Annotated in this window: 17 protein-coding genes; 9 read left to right on the top strand and 8 right to left on the bottom strand. The window is 61.5% G+C overall.

From position 1 onward, the window contains the following. The first annotated feature begins 33 nt into the window (after positions 1 to 33). Positions 34 to 1,320 carry an MFS transporter gene (locus tag ACYQML_RS21905; RefSeq protein ID WP_461234031.1) on the top strand — a complete coding sequence of 429 codons (1,287 nt, stop codon included), beginning with the start codon at positions 34 to 36 and terminating at the stop codon, positions 1,318 to 1,320. A 57-nt stretch (positions 1,321 to 1,377) separates the two neighbouring features. Next, positions 1,378 to 2,127, top strand: coding sequence for an ApeA N-terminal domain 1-containing protein (locus ACYQML_RS21900; protein WP_461234030.1), 750 nt, complete (start codon positions 1,378 to 1,380; stop codon positions 2,125 to 2,127). A gap of 799 nt (positions 2,128 to 2,926) precedes the next feature. On the opposite strand, the gene ACYQML_RS21895 is transcribed toward ACYQML_RS21900, so the two are convergent. Next, positions 2,927 to 3,484 carry a CoA-binding protein gene (locus ACYQML_RS21895; protein ID WP_419952176.1) on the bottom strand — a complete coding sequence of 186 codons (558 nt, stop codon included), beginning with the start codon at positions 3,482 to 3,484 and terminating at the stop codon, positions 2,927 to 2,929. 64 nt (positions 3,485 to 3,548) lie between these two features. Between ACYQML_RS21895 and ACYQML_RS21890 the strand changes: the two genes are divergently transcribed. The 5 genes from ACYQML_RS21890 (at position 3,549) to ACYQML_RS21870 (ending at position 8,220) form a co-directional block, all read left to right on the top strand. Next, entirely contained in the window at positions 3,549 to 3,977 is a 429-nt protein-coding gene (locus tag ACYQML_RS21890) for a PaaI family thioesterase (RefSeq protein WP_311276003.1), read from the top strand. Between the two features lie 775 nt (positions 3,978 to 4,752). Beyond that, positions 4,753 to 5,214 carry a 50S ribosomal protein L13 gene (gene rplM, locus ACYQML_RS21885; protein WP_018042797.1) on the top strand — a complete coding sequence of 154 codons (462 nt, stop codon included), beginning with the start codon at positions 4,753 to 4,755 and terminating at the stop codon, positions 5,212 to 5,214. A gap of 2 nt (positions 5,215 to 5,216) precedes the next feature. Beyond that, on the top strand, positions 5,217 to 5,696 hold the full coding sequence (rpsI, locus tag ACYQML_RS21880) for a 30S ribosomal protein S9 (protein WP_026175762.1): 480 nt from the start codon (positions 5,217 to 5,219) through the stop codon (positions 5,694 to 5,696). Positions 5,697 to 5,779: 83 nt separating this feature from the next. Continuing rightward, the gene (locus ACYQML_RS21875; protein ID WP_056432842.1) at positions 5,780 to 6,031 is read left to right on the top strand and encodes a hypothetical protein; all 252 of its coding nucleotides are present in this window, start codon (positions 5,780 to 5,782) and stop codon (positions 6,029 to 6,031) included. A gap of 98 nt (positions 6,032 to 6,129) precedes the next feature. Beyond that, complete coding sequence (locus ACYQML_RS21870; RefSeq protein WP_461234029.1) at positions 6,130 to 8,220, top strand: prolyl oligopeptidase family serine peptidase; 2,091 nt, start codon at positions 6,130 to 6,132, stop codon at positions 8,218 to 8,220. 6 nt (positions 8,221 to 8,226) lie between these two features. Here ACYQML_RS21870 and ACYQML_RS21865 read toward each other — a convergent pair whose 3' ends face one another. From ACYQML_RS21865 to cyoA, 5 genes are all read right to left on the bottom strand, one after another. Then, positions 8,227 to 8,970: an SURF1 family protein gene (locus ACYQML_RS21865; protein ID WP_461234028.1), complete on the bottom strand. Its 744-nt coding sequence runs from the start codon at positions 8,968 to 8,970 to the stop codon at positions 8,227 to 8,229. 122 nt (positions 8,971 to 9,092) lie between these two features. Then, positions 9,093 to 9,494 (bottom strand): cytochrome o ubiquinol oxidase subunit IV, encoded by a 402-nt coding sequence (cyoD, locus tag ACYQML_RS21860; protein WP_056432852.1) that lies wholly within the window; start codon positions 9,492 to 9,494, stop codon positions 9,093 to 9,095. After that, positions 9,491 to 10,120, bottom strand: coding sequence for a cytochrome o ubiquinol oxidase subunit III (gene cyoC / locus ACYQML_RS21855; RefSeq protein WP_461234027.1), 630 nt, complete (start codon positions 10,118 to 10,120; stop codon positions 9,491 to 9,493). The genes cyoD and cyoC overlap by 4 nt, the downstream gene beginning before the upstream one ends. 5 nt (positions 10,121 to 10,125) lie before the next feature. After that, complete coding sequence (gene cyoB / locus ACYQML_RS21850) at positions 10,126 to 12,129, bottom strand: cytochrome o ubiquinol oxidase subunit I (RefSeq protein ID WP_207413860.1); 2,004 nt, start codon at positions 12,127 to 12,129, stop codon at positions 10,126 to 10,128. Positions 12,130 to 12,261: 132 nt separating this feature from the next. Then, positions 12,262 to 13,386, bottom strand: a complete 1,125-nt coding sequence (gene cyoA, locus ACYQML_RS21845; protein ID WP_311276109.1) for a ubiquinol oxidase subunit II — start codon at positions 13,384 to 13,386, stop codon at positions 12,262 to 12,264. 367 nt (positions 13,387 to 13,753) lie between these two features. Between cyoA and ACYQML_RS21840 the strand changes: the two genes are divergently transcribed. After that, positions 13,754 to 15,085, top strand: coding sequence for an MFS transporter (locus ACYQML_RS21840; protein WP_311276007.1), 1,332 nt, complete (start codon positions 13,754 to 13,756; stop codon positions 15,083 to 15,085). 81 nt (positions 15,086 to 15,166) lie between these two features. Here the strand turns inward: ACYQML_RS21840 and ACYQML_RS21835 are convergent, their stop codons facing one another. Then, positions 15,167 to 15,622 (bottom strand): hypothetical protein, encoded by a 456-nt coding sequence (locus ACYQML_RS21835; RefSeq protein ID WP_461234026.1) that lies wholly within the window; start codon positions 15,620 to 15,622, stop codon positions 15,167 to 15,169. A gap of 503 nt (positions 15,623 to 16,125) precedes the next feature. After that, the gene (locus tag ACYQML_RS21830) at positions 16,126 to 16,653 is read right to left on the bottom strand and encodes a hypothetical protein (RefSeq protein ID WP_311276009.1); all 528 of its coding nucleotides are present in this window, start codon (positions 16,651 to 16,653) and stop codon (positions 16,126 to 16,128) included. Positions 16,654 to 16,868: 215 nt separating this feature from the next. Between ACYQML_RS21830 and argC the strand changes: the two genes are divergently transcribed. Then, entirely contained in the window at positions 16,869 to 17,804 is a 936-nt protein-coding gene (gene argC / locus ACYQML_RS21825) for an N-acetyl-gamma-glutamyl-phosphate reductase (RefSeq protein ID WP_311276010.1), read from the top strand. Positions 17,805 to 19,138: the final 1,334 nt, after the last annotated feature.

Here is a 19,138-nt window from a genome sequence, read left to right as displayed (position 1 = left end):
CACTCGGCCCCGCCTGCAGTTATAGCGCCGCACATGCTTCAGCCCGCTCCGCCCCCTCCCGTTCCCGCCGCGCGGATCCTCATCGCCAGCTTCGTCGGCACGGCGATCGAGTTCTACGATTTCTACGTCTACGCCACGGCCGCCGCCCTGGTGATCGGGCCGATCTTCTTCTCGGCCGACGATCCCTCGGTGCAGACGCTGGCGGCCTTCGCCACCTTCTCCATCGCCTTCATCGCGCGGCCGCTGGGGGCGGCGTTCTTCGGGCATTTCGGCGACCGGGTCGGGCGCAAGGCGACGCTGGTGGCCTCGCTGATGATCATGGGCCTCTCCACCGTGCTCATCGGCTGCCTGCCGACCTATGCCACCGCCGGGTGGTGGGCGCCCTTTGCGCTCTGCGTGCTGCGCTTCGGCCAGGGCATCGGCTTTGGCGGCGAATGGGGGGGTGCTGCCCTGCTGGCGGTGGAGAACGCCCCGCCGGGGCGACGCGCCCTCTACGGCATCTTCCCGCAACTCGGTGCGCCGGTGGGCTTCATCACCGCCAATCTGGGCTTCCTCGGCCTCGCGCTGGCCCTGAGCCCGGCCGATTTCCAGGCCTGGGGCTGGCGCATCCCGTTCCTCGCCTCCGCCGTGCTGGTCGGCGTCGGGCTCTATGTCCGCCTGAAGCTCACCGAGACCCCGGTCTTCAAGGCCGCCATGGAGAAGGCCCCGCCCGAGCGCGTGCCGCTCGCCACCATCTTCACGAAATACATCAAGGCGACGCTGCTCGGCACCTTCGCCATGGTGGCCTGCTACGCGGTGTTCTACCTCTCCACCGTCTTCGCGCTCAGCTACGGCGTCTCGAAACTCGGTTTCGACCGGCCGACCTTCCTGCTGTTCGAATGCGTCGCCGTGCTGTTCATGGCGCTGGGCATCCCGCTCTCGGGCTGGGCCGCCGACCGCTACGGCCGCCGCCCCGTCCTCCTCAGCGGCCTCGCCTTCACCGCTTCTCTCGGCCTGCTCCTCGGCCCGATGCTGGGAAGCGGGCAGGGCGGCCTAGTGCTCGGCTTCCTGTGTCTGGGCCTCTTCGCCATGGGCTGGCTGTTCGGCCCCATGGGCGCCCTGCTGCCCGAACTCTTCCCCACCCGCGTCCGCTACACCGGCGCCTCGGTGACCTACAACCTCGCCGGCATCCTAGGCGCCTCCGCCGCGCCGTATCTGGCGCAGCGGCTGTCGGAATGGGGCGGGATCGGTTGGGTCGGGTTGTATCTGGCCGTGGCGGCTGGGGTTAGTTTTGTGGCTGTGGCTTTGATGCAGGAGACAGGGAAGCTTACAAAAATCTGAGTGATCTTCAGTTGTGGATTTAGCAGTGCAAAAACCACCTTGTACAGGAACCTCAACGTGAATGAATCCAAACAAACCAGGTTTATAGGCTCGTTTACAATAAAAGGAGCGGGTCATCATGGATCCCTGCAAATAGACGATCATGACAGCACGCTTGATATATATTCAGACAATTTTTTCAATATAGATGATGATGATTTACGTTGCATCAAAGGAATTTCAAAAGAAGGAGCCAGGGTATCAGCAATTGAATGTATCCCCTCGTCAATTTGCGGCAGAAGCTCCTATCACGGCATTATCAAGCATTATGCCACGCTTCATCCTAACTTTGTAGTAGTAGGACATGACTATCTCGACCCAAACGATAACTGCATTGAATCTATATCATTCACATTCCCTGCTGCTAAAAATCTGTTTTATGACCTAGGAACATTTGGGCATATACGTGAGAAGAGAGATTTACCGCTCTCTTATATTCGGCAAATGCTACGAAGCGCAAAGGGGTCGCCACGCAAACGGCGTCGCGGAGGTACAATAGATCTCTATTATAGATGGGATCGCGGGCCAATAATCGAATGCGACCATCCATTTGGCAAGCTTACCGCATGGAATGCCACAGCGGAGAGATTGACCTACCCCGGAGGAATTTCGTTAGATAACCAAGTAAGAATTACCGTTTCTTTTACTGATCCATCTAGTTTAGAAAAAAGTCTTAAAATTTGCTATGATGCTATGGGATTTTTTCGAACTAACTGCCCAGTCACGCCAAATATTAGACGAAATAACTATAACAAAACTTGGATCTGAGGAATTTTCACCTCTACAACTTTATATAGTAAATACTGAAACTACCACTAGAGACAAAGTCATTCCTGGCGATACTTTGATTAATGGAGGCATGCACAGCGAAGAGTTCTCTAGCGTACTATCCAGTTGGCTATTTACATCCGAAGAGAGAGGACCGCCCCGCCGGCGATTTAGCGAAGGTGCTCGGGAGGGAAATAACTACACCAAAAACCGGCTTATTAGCGCCGCAAACTCGTTCGATCTATTACCAAAGTTAGATTTTGTTAAACCAGAGTCGTTGCCAGAAAAAGTTCAATCACTTTATAATGAAATCGAATCTAAAATTAGGCTTTTTAAAGCTGAAAACATTGACCTCGGAGAATACGTTCAAAGGCTATTAAATAATCTTGGGCATTCTCGAAGCCTCAATTTACGAGCTAAAATACTGCAGAAATGGGACAGCACACCTCCCTTCTTGAAAGAAAAGCTCCCCCGAATGCCGGAGGCAATCGTCTTTAGCGTAAATTGTAGAAATTTTTTCGTACATGGTGCGGAATTCAAACTAAGTCGAACCGATGCACACGAGTTTGTTCCGTTTTTTACTGATACACTTGAGTTTGTGTTTTCAGTTACAGAGCTTACTTACTGCGGGTGGGACATCGGTCGCTGGAACAAAGACGCCTACAGCTCGAGTCCCCTAAAGAATTATATGCGCAACTTTTCGATGAATATGATTCAATTGGATGCTGGCACAGCCAGGTATAAAGCCAAAAAAGGAAACTGCACCACCAGAGAGTTAGTAGTTAAAGCACAACCCCATTCACCCCCGCTCAATCGTCAGCCGCTGAACCCCCTTACCCCCCAAAACCGGCCGCTTCGAACTCAAGATCCGCGAATTCACCCCGGTCCAGCCGATCTCACCCGAGATCCGCCCGTACTCGATCTTGGGGCAGCGGTTCATGATCACGGTGAGGCCCGCCGCCTCGGCGCGGGCGGCGGCGGCATCGTCGCGGACGCCGAGCTGCATCCAGACGATCTTCGGCAGCACCGGCAGGGCGAGGGCCTCGTCCACGAGGCCACCGGCCGCGTCGGAGTTCCGAAAAATCTCGACCATGTCGACCGGACCGGGAAGGTCGGCGAGCCGGGCGACGACGGGCTTGCCCAGCAGCATCTGCCCGGCGAGGCCGGGATTGACCGGGATCACGTCGTAGCCCCGCGAGAGCAGGTATTTCAGCACGATCCAGCTCGGCCGGGCCGGGTTCGCGGACGCGCCCACGAGGGCGATCGATTTCGTTTCCGTGAGGAGCCGGCGGATCAGCGCATCGGGATAGCGGTCGTGTCGGGAGGTGTCGGGTTGGGCGGCGTCGGACTGGGTCATCGGAACTCTTGAAAACGAAGCCCGAGACTTGTCCGCCATCGCGGCGCATGCTGCAAGGCAGGTCATGACGACTGCCATGAGCCTCTCCGAGACCATCGCCTTTCTGGAGCGGGACTTCCCGCAGATGAACCATGACGGGCCGGCCTTCCACCTCGAATCGGTGGGTCCGCTCTCCGCGCGGATGCGGCTCGACTATCACGAGCGCTTCCTGCGCCCCGGCGGCACCATCTCCGGCCCGGCCATGATGGCGCTCGCCGATTACGCCCTCTACGCGGCGATCCTCGCCAATATCGGCCCGGTGGGCCTCGCCGTGACGACGAACCTCTCCTTCAACTTCCTGCGGAAACCCGGCCCCACCGGGCTCGTCGCCGAGGCCACGCTCCTCAAGCTCGGCAAGCGCCTCGCGGTGGGGGAGGCGCGCCTCTTCGCCACCGGCTCGGACGACCTCGTCTGCCACGCCACGGGGACGTACTCGATCCCGCCCGAGCGGTGAGCTTGCCACTTCTCGCGATGGGCGCGGGTTCGTCGTCGGCGCGTCGAGGCGGCAGCCGAGGGTGAGGGGGCGATTCCGGGGGAGCCTCGTCCGGCGACGCCCCCTCACCCTCGCTCCGCTCATCACAGGCACGACGAGGTGCCTGTGATCCTCTCCCCGCATGCGGGGAGAGGGGAAGCCGGTGCCGGATATCTCCTGCTACAGAAAATGCGCTCTCGCAGGGTTCGGCCGATTTCGCTTACCTGACACCGCTTAGCATCCTCGATCCCGCCCGAGCGGTGAGCCGGCACGCCACCCTCCCCCCTCTGCGGGGGAGGGTGCCTGCGGAGCAGGCGGGAAAGGGGGCGGCCTCTCCGGAGATGGCGCTCCCCTCTCCCCTCTCCCGCAGAGGGGAGAGGGGAGAGCCGGTGCCGGATAGCCCAGGCCCGGACAACCAGGCTTCTTCACGCTTCAGCCGATCTCGCTCACCGATGGCGACGTGCCCATTCTCGAACCCGCCGAAGCGTCCGACCATTCCCATCCACCTCATCCTAAGGCGCAGCAGCGAAGCGGAGGCCTCGAAGGATGCAATCGAGGGTGGGAGGGGAGCGGGAAGGATGCGGTATCCTGATACCTCAACCCCGAAATGCTTCGTTTCCTTGAGGTTTTTGCCGATTCCCCTCACCCGAAATGCCTTGACGACTCATCCGCAGACCCGTATTGCAGCCTCCAACGCCGCTGCGTGTCTCACGTGGCGGCGCATCGTTTTGCAAGACATCATACGGAACGCCACGGGATGAAGACCTTTTCTCTGAAGCCCGCCGACGTCGACAAGAAGTGGATCATCGTCGATGCGGAGGGTCTGGTCGTCGGCCGGCTCGCCACCATCATCGCGATGCGCCTGCGTGGAAAGCACAAGCCTTCCTACACGCCCCACGTCGATTGCGGCGACAACGTCATCGTCATCAACGCCGAGAAGGTGAAGTTCACCGGCCGCAAGCGCGAGCAGAAGGTGTATTACCACCACACCGGCTACCCGGGCGGCATCAAGGAGCGGACCGCGAAGTTCATCCTCGACGGCCGGTTCCCCGAGCGCGTGGTCGAGAAGGCCGTTGAGCGCATGCTCCCCCGTGGACCGCTGTTCCGCCAGATCATGGGCAATCTCCGGGTCTACAAGGGCACCGAGCATCCCCATACCGCCCAGCAGCCGCAGGCGCTCGACGTCGGCAGCCTCAACCGCAAGAACGTGAGCGCTTGATCATGGCGACCCTCCAGTCCCTCTCCGACCTGAACCGCGCCAACGTCGAAGATCCCGAGAACGCGGCTCCCGTCCACGTTCAGAAGCTCGACGCCCAGGGCCGCGCCTATGCCACCGGCAAGCGCAAGGACGCGGTCGCCCGCGTCTGGATCAAGCCCGGCAACGGCACCGTGGTGGTCAACGGCCGCACGGTCGAGACCTACTTCGCTCGCCCCGTGCTGCGCATGATCCTGCGCCAGCCGCTCACCATCGCCAACCGCGTCGACCAGTACGACATCACGGTCACGGTGCATGGCGGCGGTCTCTCCGGCCAGGCCGGCGCCGTCCGTCACGGCCTGTCCAAGGCGCTCACCTATTACGAGCCCGAGCTGCGCGCGCCCCTGAAGCGCGAAGGCTTCCTGACCCGCGACAGCCGCGTGGTCGAGCGCAAGAAGTACGGCCGCAAGAAGGCTCGCCGCAGCTTCCAGTTCTCGAAGCGCTGAGCGTTTCGGTTCTCTCGAGTTTTGGAAAGGGCGGCCTCGTGCCGCCCTTTTCGTTTGTCGCGACACAGTCCGAAGGTCACTCGATGCCCAACGTCTTCCGGCGCGTTCACGCCCCCGTCGTCACCGCGGTCACGCTCTGCCTGTCCAAGGCCGGCGGCGAGGTGAAGGGCGAAGTGAAGCTCGCCGACGGACGCCAGTTCAGCACCACCGGCCTGCTCCCCATCGCCCAGGCCTTCGGCATCGCCGTGCATGTAGCCAACGAGGGCGGCATGGAAATCGTGGTCATCGATCCGCAAAGCGCATGGAAGCCGAGCTGGGGAACGCTCGAGGGTTAGAGATTCGCGCGAAGACCCGTCGCGTACCGCTCGAAAGGGGGGTCCGATTCCGCTCGGAAGCCGTCGCCATTCCGGTGGAATCGCCCTAGTTTCGGGGCATGATCCAGCCGACGAAACCCTCCTTCGACCCCCGTCCCACCCGCGCCGAACCCGATGACGACCCCCATCTCTGGCTCGAAGAGGTGGAGGGTGCGGAGGCCGTCGCCTGGGTCGAGGTGCGCAACGCCGAGACGCTGGCCCGCTTCACCGACCCTGTCATGGAGCGCGACAGCGAGGCGGTGAAGGCCATCCTCGACCGGCCTGACAAGATCCCCCTCGTGTCACGGCGCGGCCATCTCCTCTACAACATCTGGCGCGATGCTGAGCATCCCCTCGGCCTTTGGCGGCGCACCGACGAAGCCTCCTACCGCGCCGGCAGACCTGCCTGGGAAACCCTTCTCGACATCGACGCCCTGGCGAAAACCGAAGGCATGGATTGGGTTTGGGGCGGCGCGACGCTCATTCCCGGCGCCCATGACCGCGCCCTGCTGAAGCTGAGCCGGGGAGGGGGCGACGCCACCATCCTGCGCGAGTTCGACCTGCCGACGCTCAGCTTCGTCGCCGACGGTTTCACCTTGCCCGAAGCGAAAGGCGGGGCGGATTGGCTCGACCGCGACACGCTGATCCTGTCGAGCGCCCTCGGCGAGGGCATGGCCACCCGCTCCGGCTATTCCCGCACGGTCCGGCTCTGGACGCGCGGCCAGGACCCGCTCGCGGCCACCATCCTGTTCGAGACCGCGCCCGAGAATATGGGCCTGTGGGGCGAGGTCGACCACGCCGCGCCCTCGGAGCGCGTGGTATTCATGGAGCGCACCGGCTTCTTCGACGGCATCCTGCATATCGGCGACCGAACTGGCCCGACCCACCGCATCGACGCCCCCACCGACGCCGAAATCTCTCTCCACGGCGACCATCTCGTCATCCGAACCCGCTCTGAATGGAGCATCGGCGGCGCGCTCCACGTGCCCGATACGGTCCTCGCCATCGGCCTTCCGGCCTTCCTCGACGGGGATCGCGCCTTCACCGTGTTGTGGACGCCCTCCGACCGCCGGGCGCTGCAGAACGTGTCCTGGGCCGGGCCGCGCCTCATCGTCGATGCCCTCGACGACCTGCGCCCGTCCTACATCGTGTTCGAACCGGGGGAGGGCGGCTGGAACCGCCTCAGCCTTCCGGGCCTGCCGGAGATCGGCAGCGTCTCGGTCTGGCCCTTCGATTCCGAGCCGAGCGAGTCGGACGGGTCTCTCCTCGCGCTGGTTCAGGATCCACTGACGCCGCCGACGCAGCTCTCGATCCCCAGCGACCTCTCGGCTCCCACCATCCTGCGCACGACGCCATCGGCCTTCGACACGAAAGGCCTGACGGTCACTCGCCACGAGGCCATCTCGGTGGATGGCGAGCGCATCCCCTACGTCCAGGTCGGCCCCGCCGGGGCGAGCGGTGACACGCCGGTGCATCTGTCAGCCTATGGCGGATTCCAGATCTCGCTGCTTCCCACCTATCAGGCGGTTCTCGGCAAACTCTGGCTGGAGAAGGGTGGCGTCGGCGTCGTCGCCAACATCCGTGGCGGTGGCGAGTTCGGTACCCGCTGGCATCAGGCCGGCCGGCGCGAGGGCAAGGCGCTGGCGCATGACGATTTCGCGGCGGTGGCCGCCGATCTGGTGGCGCGCGGCGTCACGAAATCCCAGCGCATCGCCGCGCAGGGCGGCTCTAATGGCGGCCTCCTCATCGCCAACATGCTGACCCGCTATCCCGAGCACTTCGGCGCCCTGTTCTGCACGATCCCGCTCATCGACATGCGGCGCTATTCGAAACTCCTGGCGGGCGCGAGCTGGATCGCCGAATACGGCGATCCCGATGTGGAGGCGGATTGGAGTTTCCTCGGCGCCATCTCGGCCTACCACGTGGCGGAGGCGGGCAAGCCCTATCCGCCGATCCTCATCGCCACGACGCGACGCGACGACCGCGTCCATCCGGGGCATGCCCGCAAGATGGCGGAGAAGCTACGCCATCTCGGGTACGACCCGGCTTTCTTCGAACCGGCGGCCGGAGGTCACGGCTACGGCAAGGACAATTCCGAGACGGCCGCTTTCCTCGCCCTCGGAATGGGCTTCCTTCGGCAGTCGATCGGCTGGGTTCCGGAGGACAGCTGAAGCGTCTCAGGCGCCGCGCCGGCGCATCCCGTCGCGGATGACGTAGGCGCCACCAGCCGCGGCCATGATGGCGAGCGCGTACCATGTCAGGGCGTAGACGAGGTGGTTGTCGCTGAAGGCCACCACGGTGAGCCCACCAATAGGGTAGATGCCGGAATCAGGCCCGGCCTCGGCATCGATGAAGTAGGGCGCGGTCGCTCCGAGGCCTCGCGAAGCAGCGATGGCTGCGACATCTCGCGAGTACCAGCGATCGGCCGCAGGATCGTTGTGGCGCAGAAAGCCGCCGCCGGGCTCAGAGATGCGCAGCAGGCCGGTGACTTGGGTTTCGCCCATGGTCCGGCAAAGTTCACGCGATGCGGGATCGCGCTTATCGGCGGGGACGAAGCCGCGGTTGACGAGGATGGTCGTTCCGTCCGCGCCCACCAGCGGCGTCATTACCCAATATCCGCCGCCGAGTTCCGTCACGGCCTGGACGAGGGTTTCCCGATCGTTCGCAAAGGTCCCGGTGGCGTAGACCCGGCGGTAGGCGTCGGTGCCGGCATCGATCGAGGGCCAATCCGGCTGCCGAGGTGCGAGGACCGGAGCGGCATGGATCCGCGCATCGACGCGGGCGATCAGGTCGTGCTTCCACGCGCGGCGCTGGACCTGCCAAGTGCCCAGCGCAAGAAAGGCCGCTACGGTCAGGAGAGTTAGAACGCCGACCACCGCGAGGCCAGTGCCCGAGGGCCGGAAGGGTCTATCCGTTCTCATCAGAATGCCGAGACGATAAAATTACGGCCACGCCTCGGATACGTGATCCGAGGCGTGGCCGTAGGGTACTGGTCTCGCATCGTTCTTCCCGAAAACCGGCGTCCAGTAATTGGGACGGTGCGCTAGTGGTGCTGATGCAAGCTGGTCGGCGTCATCGGCATCATGTTGGTGTTCAGATGATACATCACCCAGACGGAGCCTGTGAGCGTGATCACCACGAGCGTCAGGGTGAAGATCAGCGCCAGGATCGTCCACCCGCCCTCGGACTTGGTGTTCATGTGGAGGAAGTAGACCATGTGGACAACGATCTGCACCACACCGAAGCCCATGATGACGAGGCCGGTGAGACGCGGGTTTCCGAGCACATCCCCCATGACCAGCCAGAACGGGATCGCGGTCAGGATCACTGACAGCACGAAGCCGGTAACATACCCTTTGAACGAGCCGTGACCGCTATGGTCGCCGTGGCCCTTCACGTCCTCTTCGTGGTCCGCCGCATGGGCGGACTGGCTGGCGGCGCTCATTGCAGCACTCCCATGAGATAGACGAAGGTGAAGACGCCGATCCAGATCACGTCGAGGAAGTGCCAGAACATCGAAAGGCACTGCAGCCGGCGCTGGTTCTCCGGGATAAGGCCCTTCTGTTCGGTCTGGACCATCAGCACGACGAGCCAGACGAGGCCTAGCGTCACGTGCAAGCCGTGGGTGCCCACCAAGGTGAAGAACGACGACAGGAAAGCGCTGCGCTGCGGCCCGGCGCCTTCATGGATGAGGTGTGCGAACTCGTAGAGCTCCAGGCCGATGAAGGCGAGGCCGAACAGGCCGGTCACGCCGAGCCAGAGCTGCATCCGCCGCTTCTCGCCCTTGGCCATCTCCAGCATGGCGAAGCCATAGGTGATGGACGAGAACAGCAGCATCGACGTGTTCAACGCCACCAGCGGCAGGTCGAACAGATCCTTGGGAGAAGGACCTGCCGCATAGTTTCGACCGAGAACGGCGTATGTGGCGAACAGGGCCGCGAAGATGAGACAATCGCTCATCAGATAGATCCAGAAGCCCAGCATGGTGCCGCCTTCGGGATGGTGATCCTCCTCCATGTAGAAGGAGGGTGCCTCGCCTTCCTTGGCGAGGGTGGGAGCGTGCGACGCCATGGTTCTCAGACCCGACCTTCGAGCAACCGGGTCCGTTCAGCCTCGGTACCGATCACGGTGTCGGCCGGGATGTGGAAGTCGCGGTTGTAGTTGAACGTATGCCCGATGGCGACGACGGCCATGGCGATGAACGTCAGTGCGGCAAGCCACCAGATGTACCAGATCATGCCGAACGAGAAGCCGATGCTGAGGATGCCGAGGATCATGCCCGTGCCGGTGTTTTTCGGCATGTGGATCGGGCGAAAACCCTGGAGCGGTCGGGCATAGCCACGGCGTTTCATGTCCGACCACGCATCGTGATCGTGAATCACGGGCGTGAAGGCGAAGTTGTAATCCGGCGGCGGCGAGGAGGTCGACCATTCGAGGGTACGGCCGCCCCACGGATCGCCGGTGTGGTCACGCAATGCTTCGCGTCGCATGAAGCTCACGACGAGCTGGATGATGAAGGAGAGGATGCCGAGTGCGATCAACCCGGCGCCGAAGGCCGCGATGATGAACCAGATCTGCAGCGAAGGATCGTCGAAATGCTGCACGCGGCGCGTCACGCCCATCAGGCCTAGGACGTAAAGCGGCATGAAGGCGAAGTAGAAGCCCGTGAGCCAGAACCAGAACGACATCTTCCCCCAGAACGGATCGAGCTTGAAACCGAAGGCCTTGGGGAACCAGTAAGTGATGCCGGCCAGCATACCGAACAGCACGCCGCCGATGATGACGTTGTGGAAGTGGGCGATGAGGAACAGGCTGTTGTGGAGAACGAAGTCGGCCGGGGGCACGGCGAGGAGAACGCCGGTCATGCCACCGATGGTGAAGGTCACCATGAAGCCGATGGCCCAGAGCATCGGCTCCTCGAAACGGATGCGGCCCTTGTACATGGTGAAGAGCCAGTTGAAGAGCTTCGCCCCCGTCGGAATCGAGATGATCATCGTCGTGATGCCGAAGAACGAGTTCACGGAGGCACCCGAGCCCATCGTGAAGAAGTGGTGCAGCCAGACGAGGTAGGACAGGATCGTGATGACCACGGTGGCGTAGACCATCGAGGCGTAGCCGAAGAGCCGCTTGCCGGAGAAGGTCGAGACGATCTCCGAGAACACTCCGAAAGCGGGCAGGATGAGGATGTAGACCTCCGGATGACCCCAGATCCAGATGAGGTTCACGTACATCATCGGGTTGCCGCCGAGGTCGTTCGAGAAGAAGTGCGTGCCCACGTAGCGATCGAGGGAGAGCAGCGCGAGAACGGCCGTGAGGATCGGAAAAGCGGCGACGATAAGGATGTTCGTGCAGAGCGCGGTCCAGGTGAAGATCGGCATCTTCATCATGGTCATGCCAGGCGCGCGCATCTTCACGATGGTGGCGATCAGATTGATGCCGGACAACAGGGTGCCGATGCCGGCGATCTGAAGCCCCCAGATGTAATAATCGACGCCGACGCCGGGACTTCCGGCAGGGCCGGAGAGAGGCGGGTAGGCCAGCCATCCGGTACGGGCGAACTCGCCGACGAACAACGACGCCATGATCGTCGCGGCGCCGCTGACCGTCATCCAGAAGCTGAAATTGTTGAGGAACGGGAATGACACGTCGCGTGCACCGATCTGCAGCGGCACGACGAAGTTCATCAGCCCGGTGACCAGAGGCATCGCCACGAAGAAGATCATGATCACGCCGTGGGCAGTGAAGATCTGATCATAATGATGCGGCGGCAGGTAGCCCTCGTTGGCCCCGAAGGCGATGGCCTGCTGCGAGCGCATGAGGAGCGCATCGGAGAAGCCGCGCAGCAGCATCACCAGCGCGAGAACGACATACATGATGCCGATCTTCTTGTGGTCGACGGAGGTGAACCAGTCGCGCCACAGCGGACCCCACCAGCGCATATAGGTGATGAGGCCCAGCAATCCGACGCCACCGATGGCGACGCCGATGAACGTCACGAGCAGGATCGGCTCGTGATACGGAATGGCTTCGAGAGTCAGTCGCCCGAAGACGAGCTTCTGAAGATCGAGATTGGCAAACATGGGATCGCTTCGTTCCCGGTTGTCGGCGAGGGGACGTACCGACCGATTCGGTACTCGTCTCTCATGGGTTCAATTTAATGGTGCCGCCACTGTGATGCGCCTGTCCCGAAGGCCGCGCGTCATCGCGTCGGCCTAGCGGTTCAGCTGCGCGGGGGCAGGGTCACTTTGCTTCGTGTCAGACCCGGAATGGTCGTGGTGGTGATCATGCCCCTTGTCCGGGTCGACCTCCTGGCTGCGCGTCTTCTTTTCGGTGGCTGGGAACGTCGCCCCCTGGGCCTCCTCGCCGCGGACGGCATGCCTGTCGTCGTAACGAAGCCGCTCCCGGTTGGCGTGGCTCTCTTTGCCGGCGCCGCCCTTGGAGTCGATGCTCATCATCTCGCCCATGCACATCTTGCCCTCGACGACACACATGTTCAGAATGGCGCTATAGAGCCCCGGCGCGACGCTGGAATAGTAGCCCACCGGCTCACGCTCGCTCGGCTTCTCCAGGGCGATGTAGGCGTCGCGGTTGAGCTCCTTACCCTCGGCCTTCACCTTGGCGACCCACTGGTCGAAGCCGCCCTGGTCAAGCCCGTGGAACTTGAAGTTCATCCGCGAGAAGCCTTCGCCGCTATAATTAGCGGAGAAACCTTCGTAGACGCCCGCCTTGTTGATGACGGCGTGCAGCTTCGTCTCCATTCCGGCCATGGCGTAGATCTGTCCCGCCAGCGCCGGAATGAAGAAAGAGTTCATCATCGAGGCCGAGGTGATCTTGAAATTGATTGGCACATCCACCGGCGCCGCCAGTTCATTCACCGTGGCGATGCCCTGGTCGGGATAGAAGAACAGCCACTTCCAATCGAGTGCCACGACCTCGACCGTCAACGGCTTCACATCCGCAGTGAGCGGACGGGAAGCGTCGATGCGGCTCAGGGGCCGGTAGGGATCGAGCGTATGTGTGCTGATCCAGGTCAGCGCCCCGAGGGCGATGATGATCACGAGAGGCGCCGACCAGATCAGCACTTCGAGCTGAGTCGAGTGGTGCCAGTCGGGGTCGTACTCGGCCTCGGTGTTCGATTGGCGATAACGCCAAGCGAAAAAGAGCGTGAAGGCGATCACCGGAAGGATGATCAGCAGCATCAGCCCCGTCGAGGCGACAATGAGGTCACGCTGCCGCGTGGCGATGTCGCCCGCTGGCTGCATGACGACCATGTTGCAGCCCGAGAGAAGGGCCATGAGAGGCAGGAATGCGAGAGCGCGCAAGGATCTGGATGACATCCGACCGGCTGCAGTGAGACGTCCGCGGGCGGAACGTCGGGAGGAAACATTTGGTTTACGAAAAGCGGCGGCTCGTACTGGATTGCTTGCCGCGATGCCGTTTCGATACGGGCTTCTCCTGCGCAGTGCAAAGGCGCCCTGGCAAGTGCGTGCGGCTTTAATCAGCCGGGCGTTGAGAGCATAGCTGATTTCCATCGCGGAAGGCAGTAAGAAGGGAAGCATCACCCGCGGGACATATGCCTGACTGATCCGCGAAACGTGACGTTGCATCGCTTTGCCGCAGTGCAACAAGCCCTCATAATCGGAACACAGGGATGCGCCAAGTGCGGCGTGTCCTTCCCACCCTTCAAGCAGCGAATGGCCGTCCATGAGCCAAGATTACGCGTTGCAGACCCCGCCGCATCTGAGTGCAGGTGCCAGGGCCGGCGCATCCGAACCCGAAGTCGCGCCCGGCGACATTGCCGTCGGTGTCCTCATCGGCCGGACATCGGAATTCTTCGACTTCTTCGTCTTCGGCATCGCCTCGGTGCTGATTTTCCCGAAGGTCTTCTTTCCGTTCGTCCCGCCCCTGGAAGGCACGCTCTACGCGTTCGCCCTCTTCGCTCTCGCCTTCGTGGCACGGCCCATCGGTTCGGTGATCTTCATGGAGATCGACCGACGGCATGGGCGAGGCGTGAAACTGACGATCGCCCTGTTCCTGCTCGGTGGCTCGACGGTGTCGATCGCGTTCCTGCCGACCTATCACAGCATCGGGATGGCCTCGGTCTGGCTGCTCGCCGCTTTCCGTATAGGGCAGGGGCTCGCGCTGGGCGGCGCGTGGGACGGCCTCGCTTCGCTTCTGTCGATCAAAGCCCCCGGTGACCGCAAGGGCTGGTATGCGATGATCCCGCAGCTCGGAGCGCCCATCGGCTTCGGGCTCGCAAGTGCCCTGTTCTCGTTCTTTCTCGCCAACCTGACCATGGACGACTTCCTCGATTGGGGCTGGCGTTACCCGTTCTACGTGGCCTTCGCGGTAAACGTCGTCGCTCTTTTCGCGCGACTTCGCCTCGTGGCAACCGAGGAGTTCACGCAGCTTCTCGAGACGCGCGAACTCGCCCCGACCCCGGTCTGGGAAATGATCCGCGCACAGGGGCGAACTGTCCTTATCGGCGCCTTCGTGCCGCTGGCGAGTTTTGCACTGTTCCATCTCGTCAGCATCTTCCCGATCAGCTGGATCACCCTGTTCACGAAGCGCTCGGCCGGCGAGTTCCTGCTCGTACAATTCGTCGGCTCGATCGTCTTCGCTGGCGCGATTGTGATCTCGGGAATCGTCGCGGATCAGGTGGGCCGGCGTCGGCTCGTCGGCATAGCGGCCAGCCTAATCGGCTTGTTCAGCCTCGCCAGCATTCTCGCACCGCTGCTGTTCGGCGATAGCGAGACCGGCCAGACGATCTACGTGCTCGTCGGCTTCGGTCTGCTCGGCTTGTCTTACGGGCAGACATCAGGCTCGGTGACCGAGTATCTCGGCACGCGCTATCGCTATACCGGCGCGGCGCTCACATCCGATCTCGCCTGGCTGATCGGAGCCGGCTTCGCGCCGCTGGTGGCGCTGAGCCTGTCGAGCCGATTCGGCCTTGCCTGGGTGGGAGTTTACCTGCTGTCGGGTGCGGTCGCGACCTTGGGCGCGCTCGCCATCAACCGGAAGGTTGCCGCGATCTGACAATTACGGACGTGGTACAATGAGAAAAAGGCCCGCATGCACCGCATGCGGGCCTTTTTCATATCCGCTTCGGGTCGAGCCTTATCGGATTGCAGGGCAGAATTCGCCGGATGGACCCAGAGCGAGATCCCCCTGACGAGGAGTGTTCAGGGCAAACGCTCCGGTATCGTCGCGCGGAAAGAAGCTCGGGCCGAGTTCGCGTTCGAAGAACCCATTCCCGATTTCGTAGAAGCAGCGATCCATGACCGCCGTCACGGCAAAGCTGCGCTGAACAACGGGTTGTCCGAAGGGTGCGCCTCGGCGCGGGACGTCGCAATAGCCGGTCACGTCTACCGGAGCCGACCCATCGAGCTTGATTGTCCTCGACGTGCCGGGGCGAACCGTCACTGCTCCACCCTCCCCTTGGCCCACTACGAGCGTCAATGTCGACCGGTTGGCAACTTTGCGCAGGCAGGACGCCTCGGCTTCGCTGAACCCTGTCACGAGAACTACGAGGGTGGCGAAGCCGGCCGCGAGCGACTTCAGGCGGATGGGCATGTGAAGACCTCTCAAAGGTTGGGATTGCGGAGAACGTGACATCAAAACCGGATTGACGGTATCAGCGGTTAATTCCACCAGGACCGCCGGATGTTCCACCGGTACCCGGCAGGGCGCCGGTCCCAGGGGGGCCACCGACGCCGGTTCCGACGCCCGCACTGGAGGACAGCCCCGATGCCTCACCCGCACCACCGACCGGAGGCTTTCCAACCGGAGACCCGGGAGAAACGGAGTTTGTCGATGGCATGCCAAAGGCGCTCCCTGAGGGTGTGCCAGCTTCACCACTCTGCGATGGAGCCGTGCCGATGCCGGCCGGAGCCGGAATGCTCTGAGCAAGTACGGTCCCCGTCAGCAATAGGACGAGACAAGGTGCGAGCACGACGGGTCTGGCGATCATCGAAACGGGTCCTGGAAGAACAGAGATATAGGGCAGAACTCGGCGTGGCTCGCTTCCGTTCAACCACGATGCCAGGGAAGCGTGGGATCTATCAATCCTCCCACGGTCAGGAGGCATGAAGCGCTTTCTGCAACTCGTCCTTCGACATACTCGAGCGACCGCGGATATTTTCCGATCGGGCCTGCTCCATCAGTTGGGCCTTGGTGGGGCCATCCGAGGCCTTGCGGGACTTGGATCCACCTTTCCGGGCGGAGGCCGCTTTCTCGGCTACGTCCTTCGGCTGACTGGAAAACTGCTTCCCGTTTTTGGTGTCAGCACGCTTCTTTCGGGTCGAGCGGTCGTACTCCTCCTTTGACAAGGAGGAACGTGCTTTCTTCGGAAGATACCGTTCGCCCGTCTCGCTGCTCGGCTCGCCGGATTTCGTATCCCATTCCTCATTGGACCATTGCGTAAGGCTGTTGTCCTTGGACTTCCGTCCCTTGTAACCGCCTCCGGCCTCTTTATAGGCCTTCGTCGCCGCTTGAGCTTTGCGGGCGGACCATTGGCCGGGTTTGCCTCCTTTATCCGAGGAGGTGACCTCGGACTTGATTTTATCCCACAGCTTAGGATCGGACTTCTCTGCGCTGGCGGCCATCGTTCAAGCCTTTGCTTGTTTCCATGCGATCAACATGCGCCGGAAGGGCCAGTTCCCGGGGTATGACGTGTCATCAATCCGTGTGAAAGCACGACGATAAAGGTGCTTCGACCGCGAAGGCTCCGGTACCGCGACATTGACTTGAGAAGCCGGAGTCTTCACCTCGCGAGCGCGCAGGGCGGTTATCCCACGGCGAGACAAACGGAACCTTTCAAATGAGCGAAAGCGGATTGGCGAAGCCCACGGTGTTCATCGATGGGGAGGCCGGCACCACCGGGCTCGGCATTCGCGAACGCCTGGAGCGCGAGGGCCGCGTCTCCCTGAAAAGTATCCCTCATGAGAGCCGCAAAGACATCGCGGTCAAACGGGCGCTGTTGGCTGACGTAGATCTCGTCGTCCTCTGCCTGCCCGACGACGCTGCTAAGGAAACGGTGGCTTTGGCCGATGCTCTTCCGGCTGGCGGTCCCCGCATTCTCGATGCGAGCACCGCCCACCGTGTCAGTCCCGGTTGGGCTTACGGCTTCGCTGAGTTGAACGCCGGCCAAGCACAGGTGATCCGCGAGTCGCGGCGCGTCGCCAATCCCGGCTGCTATCCCACCGGGGCGATCGCGTTGATACGGCCCCTTGTCGATGCTGGATTGCTGCCGTCGGACACGCCGATCAGCGTCAATGCGGTAAGCGGCTACAGCGGTGGCGGCAAGAGCATGATCGAAGCCTATGAGGCCGGCGACGCACCGGCCTTTCAGCTCTACGGCCTCGGCTTTGCACACAAGCACCTGCCGGAACTTCAAACCTATGGCGGCTTGACCCGTAGGCCAATCTTCATCCCATCCGTGGGAAACTTCCGCCAGGGCATGTTGGTCAGCATTCCGCTTCACCTCGATACTCTGCTGGGGCGTCCGGATGCGGCAGCACTGGAAGCGGCTCTCGCAGCCCATTACGCCGGCAACACCTTGGTGACGGTGATACAGACCAGCCCGAACGACAAGCCGGATGCCGAGGGCCTGAACGATACTGATCGTCTCGAACTAAGGGTCTATGGAACACCGGACCATTCCCAGGCGCTGCTCGTTGCCCGGCTCGACAACCTTGGTAAAGGCGCCTCCGGTGCCGCTGTTCAGAATATTGGCCTCATGCTCGGGCTGGATTAAACGAACGACGCGGACAGGACTCACTACACTATCCGGGCCTGTCCATATTATGGGGCGTGGCTCGGGTATCGCCGGAACGGTCGACTGACGGAAATTGGAACTTGGCGCCGAGCCTTCACGCGGCGTCATTCGAACAATGCGTATATAATATTTCTGGCAGCGCATTTCCCATGCGAGAGCGCATCGCCATAGGCTGGCTCGGCCGCGGAGTTGCGACAGCCATACGTCGATTCTCGGATATCGAAGCGACCAACGAGTCCAACTTCATCCTCCTTCCTCTCCGACCCGAAAAAGACTATCCCCACGCGCATTAGTTGTATTTTGTTCGTCCCGTTGACGGGACATCCATATTCAGCAAAATTACGGCGGATATTTCAGACCGACCTTCACGACTCATCTTAAAAAGAGACCGCTTGAGAATCTGCCTCTCATCGTGCCGCTGATATTCGCAGCAATACGACGCATACTTTTTGCATGAAGGTGCGATTTTGACTGAAGTTACAGGGAACTGATTTCCGTTGAACAGGTTAGCCACCGTCGCCTGCCAACACGGCGATGAGGTAAGTTTCTTGTCGCTCAATGAAAGTCGAAAAACTCACCGTATGCCCCGTCGAAGTAGATGCTTGTTTCTAAGAAGCTTTTCCTGATGCGAGAGGAAGGTCTAATTCCACGAGCACCTTGAAGATGTCAGACGAGGAGGCCAAAGATCCACCGCTACCGCTGCCGAACTCCTACCTCGAAACGTCATGAGAGGGGAGGTATACGATTGCAAACTCTTAATTTCTACTATTTGCCGGCCTTCCGCACCAGAAGTCGCGACATCTGCTATTCGGCGAAGGTGGAAAATCACCTTCTACTCCAACATCGGGATCACGGCATGACATCTGGACGAATAGCCCCACCGACAGGGCTGAATGATGGATCTTCCAGATGCGTGGCAGTGCGCCGTGCAGTTGGATTCGGCTGCCGCAACGACCTTTGAGCTTATGCGAAGTGGCGGGAGCGGACTTACCCCCGGATGGAACTTCGAGGTTGGCCCAGGTGGATTTGCCAGTCGTGATTGTTTTGACCGGCAGACAATCCCACCCACGAAGTTTTCCCCTGCGACCTTTGTCGGGTCTGGTGATGAGCGAGCCGCCGCGAGGCGTTGATGCGCTGAAATGATGGATAAACTCTGCTTGGTGCCACGCCCAAACGTATGGGGATCGCATGATATGGCTCTCGCAGACGGCGAAAACCCGATACACACGAGCGAATGATCCTTAAAACACCGAATTTCCTGCAATAACATCTTGCGATAGGTGAAAACAGAGCTTAGTCTCGTGTACAGTTTC

Source organism: Methylobacterium sp. CM6244, assembly GCF_054817885.1.
Note: the sequence above shows the minus strand (reverse complement) of the source record. Positions and strands in the feature narration are given on the sequence as shown.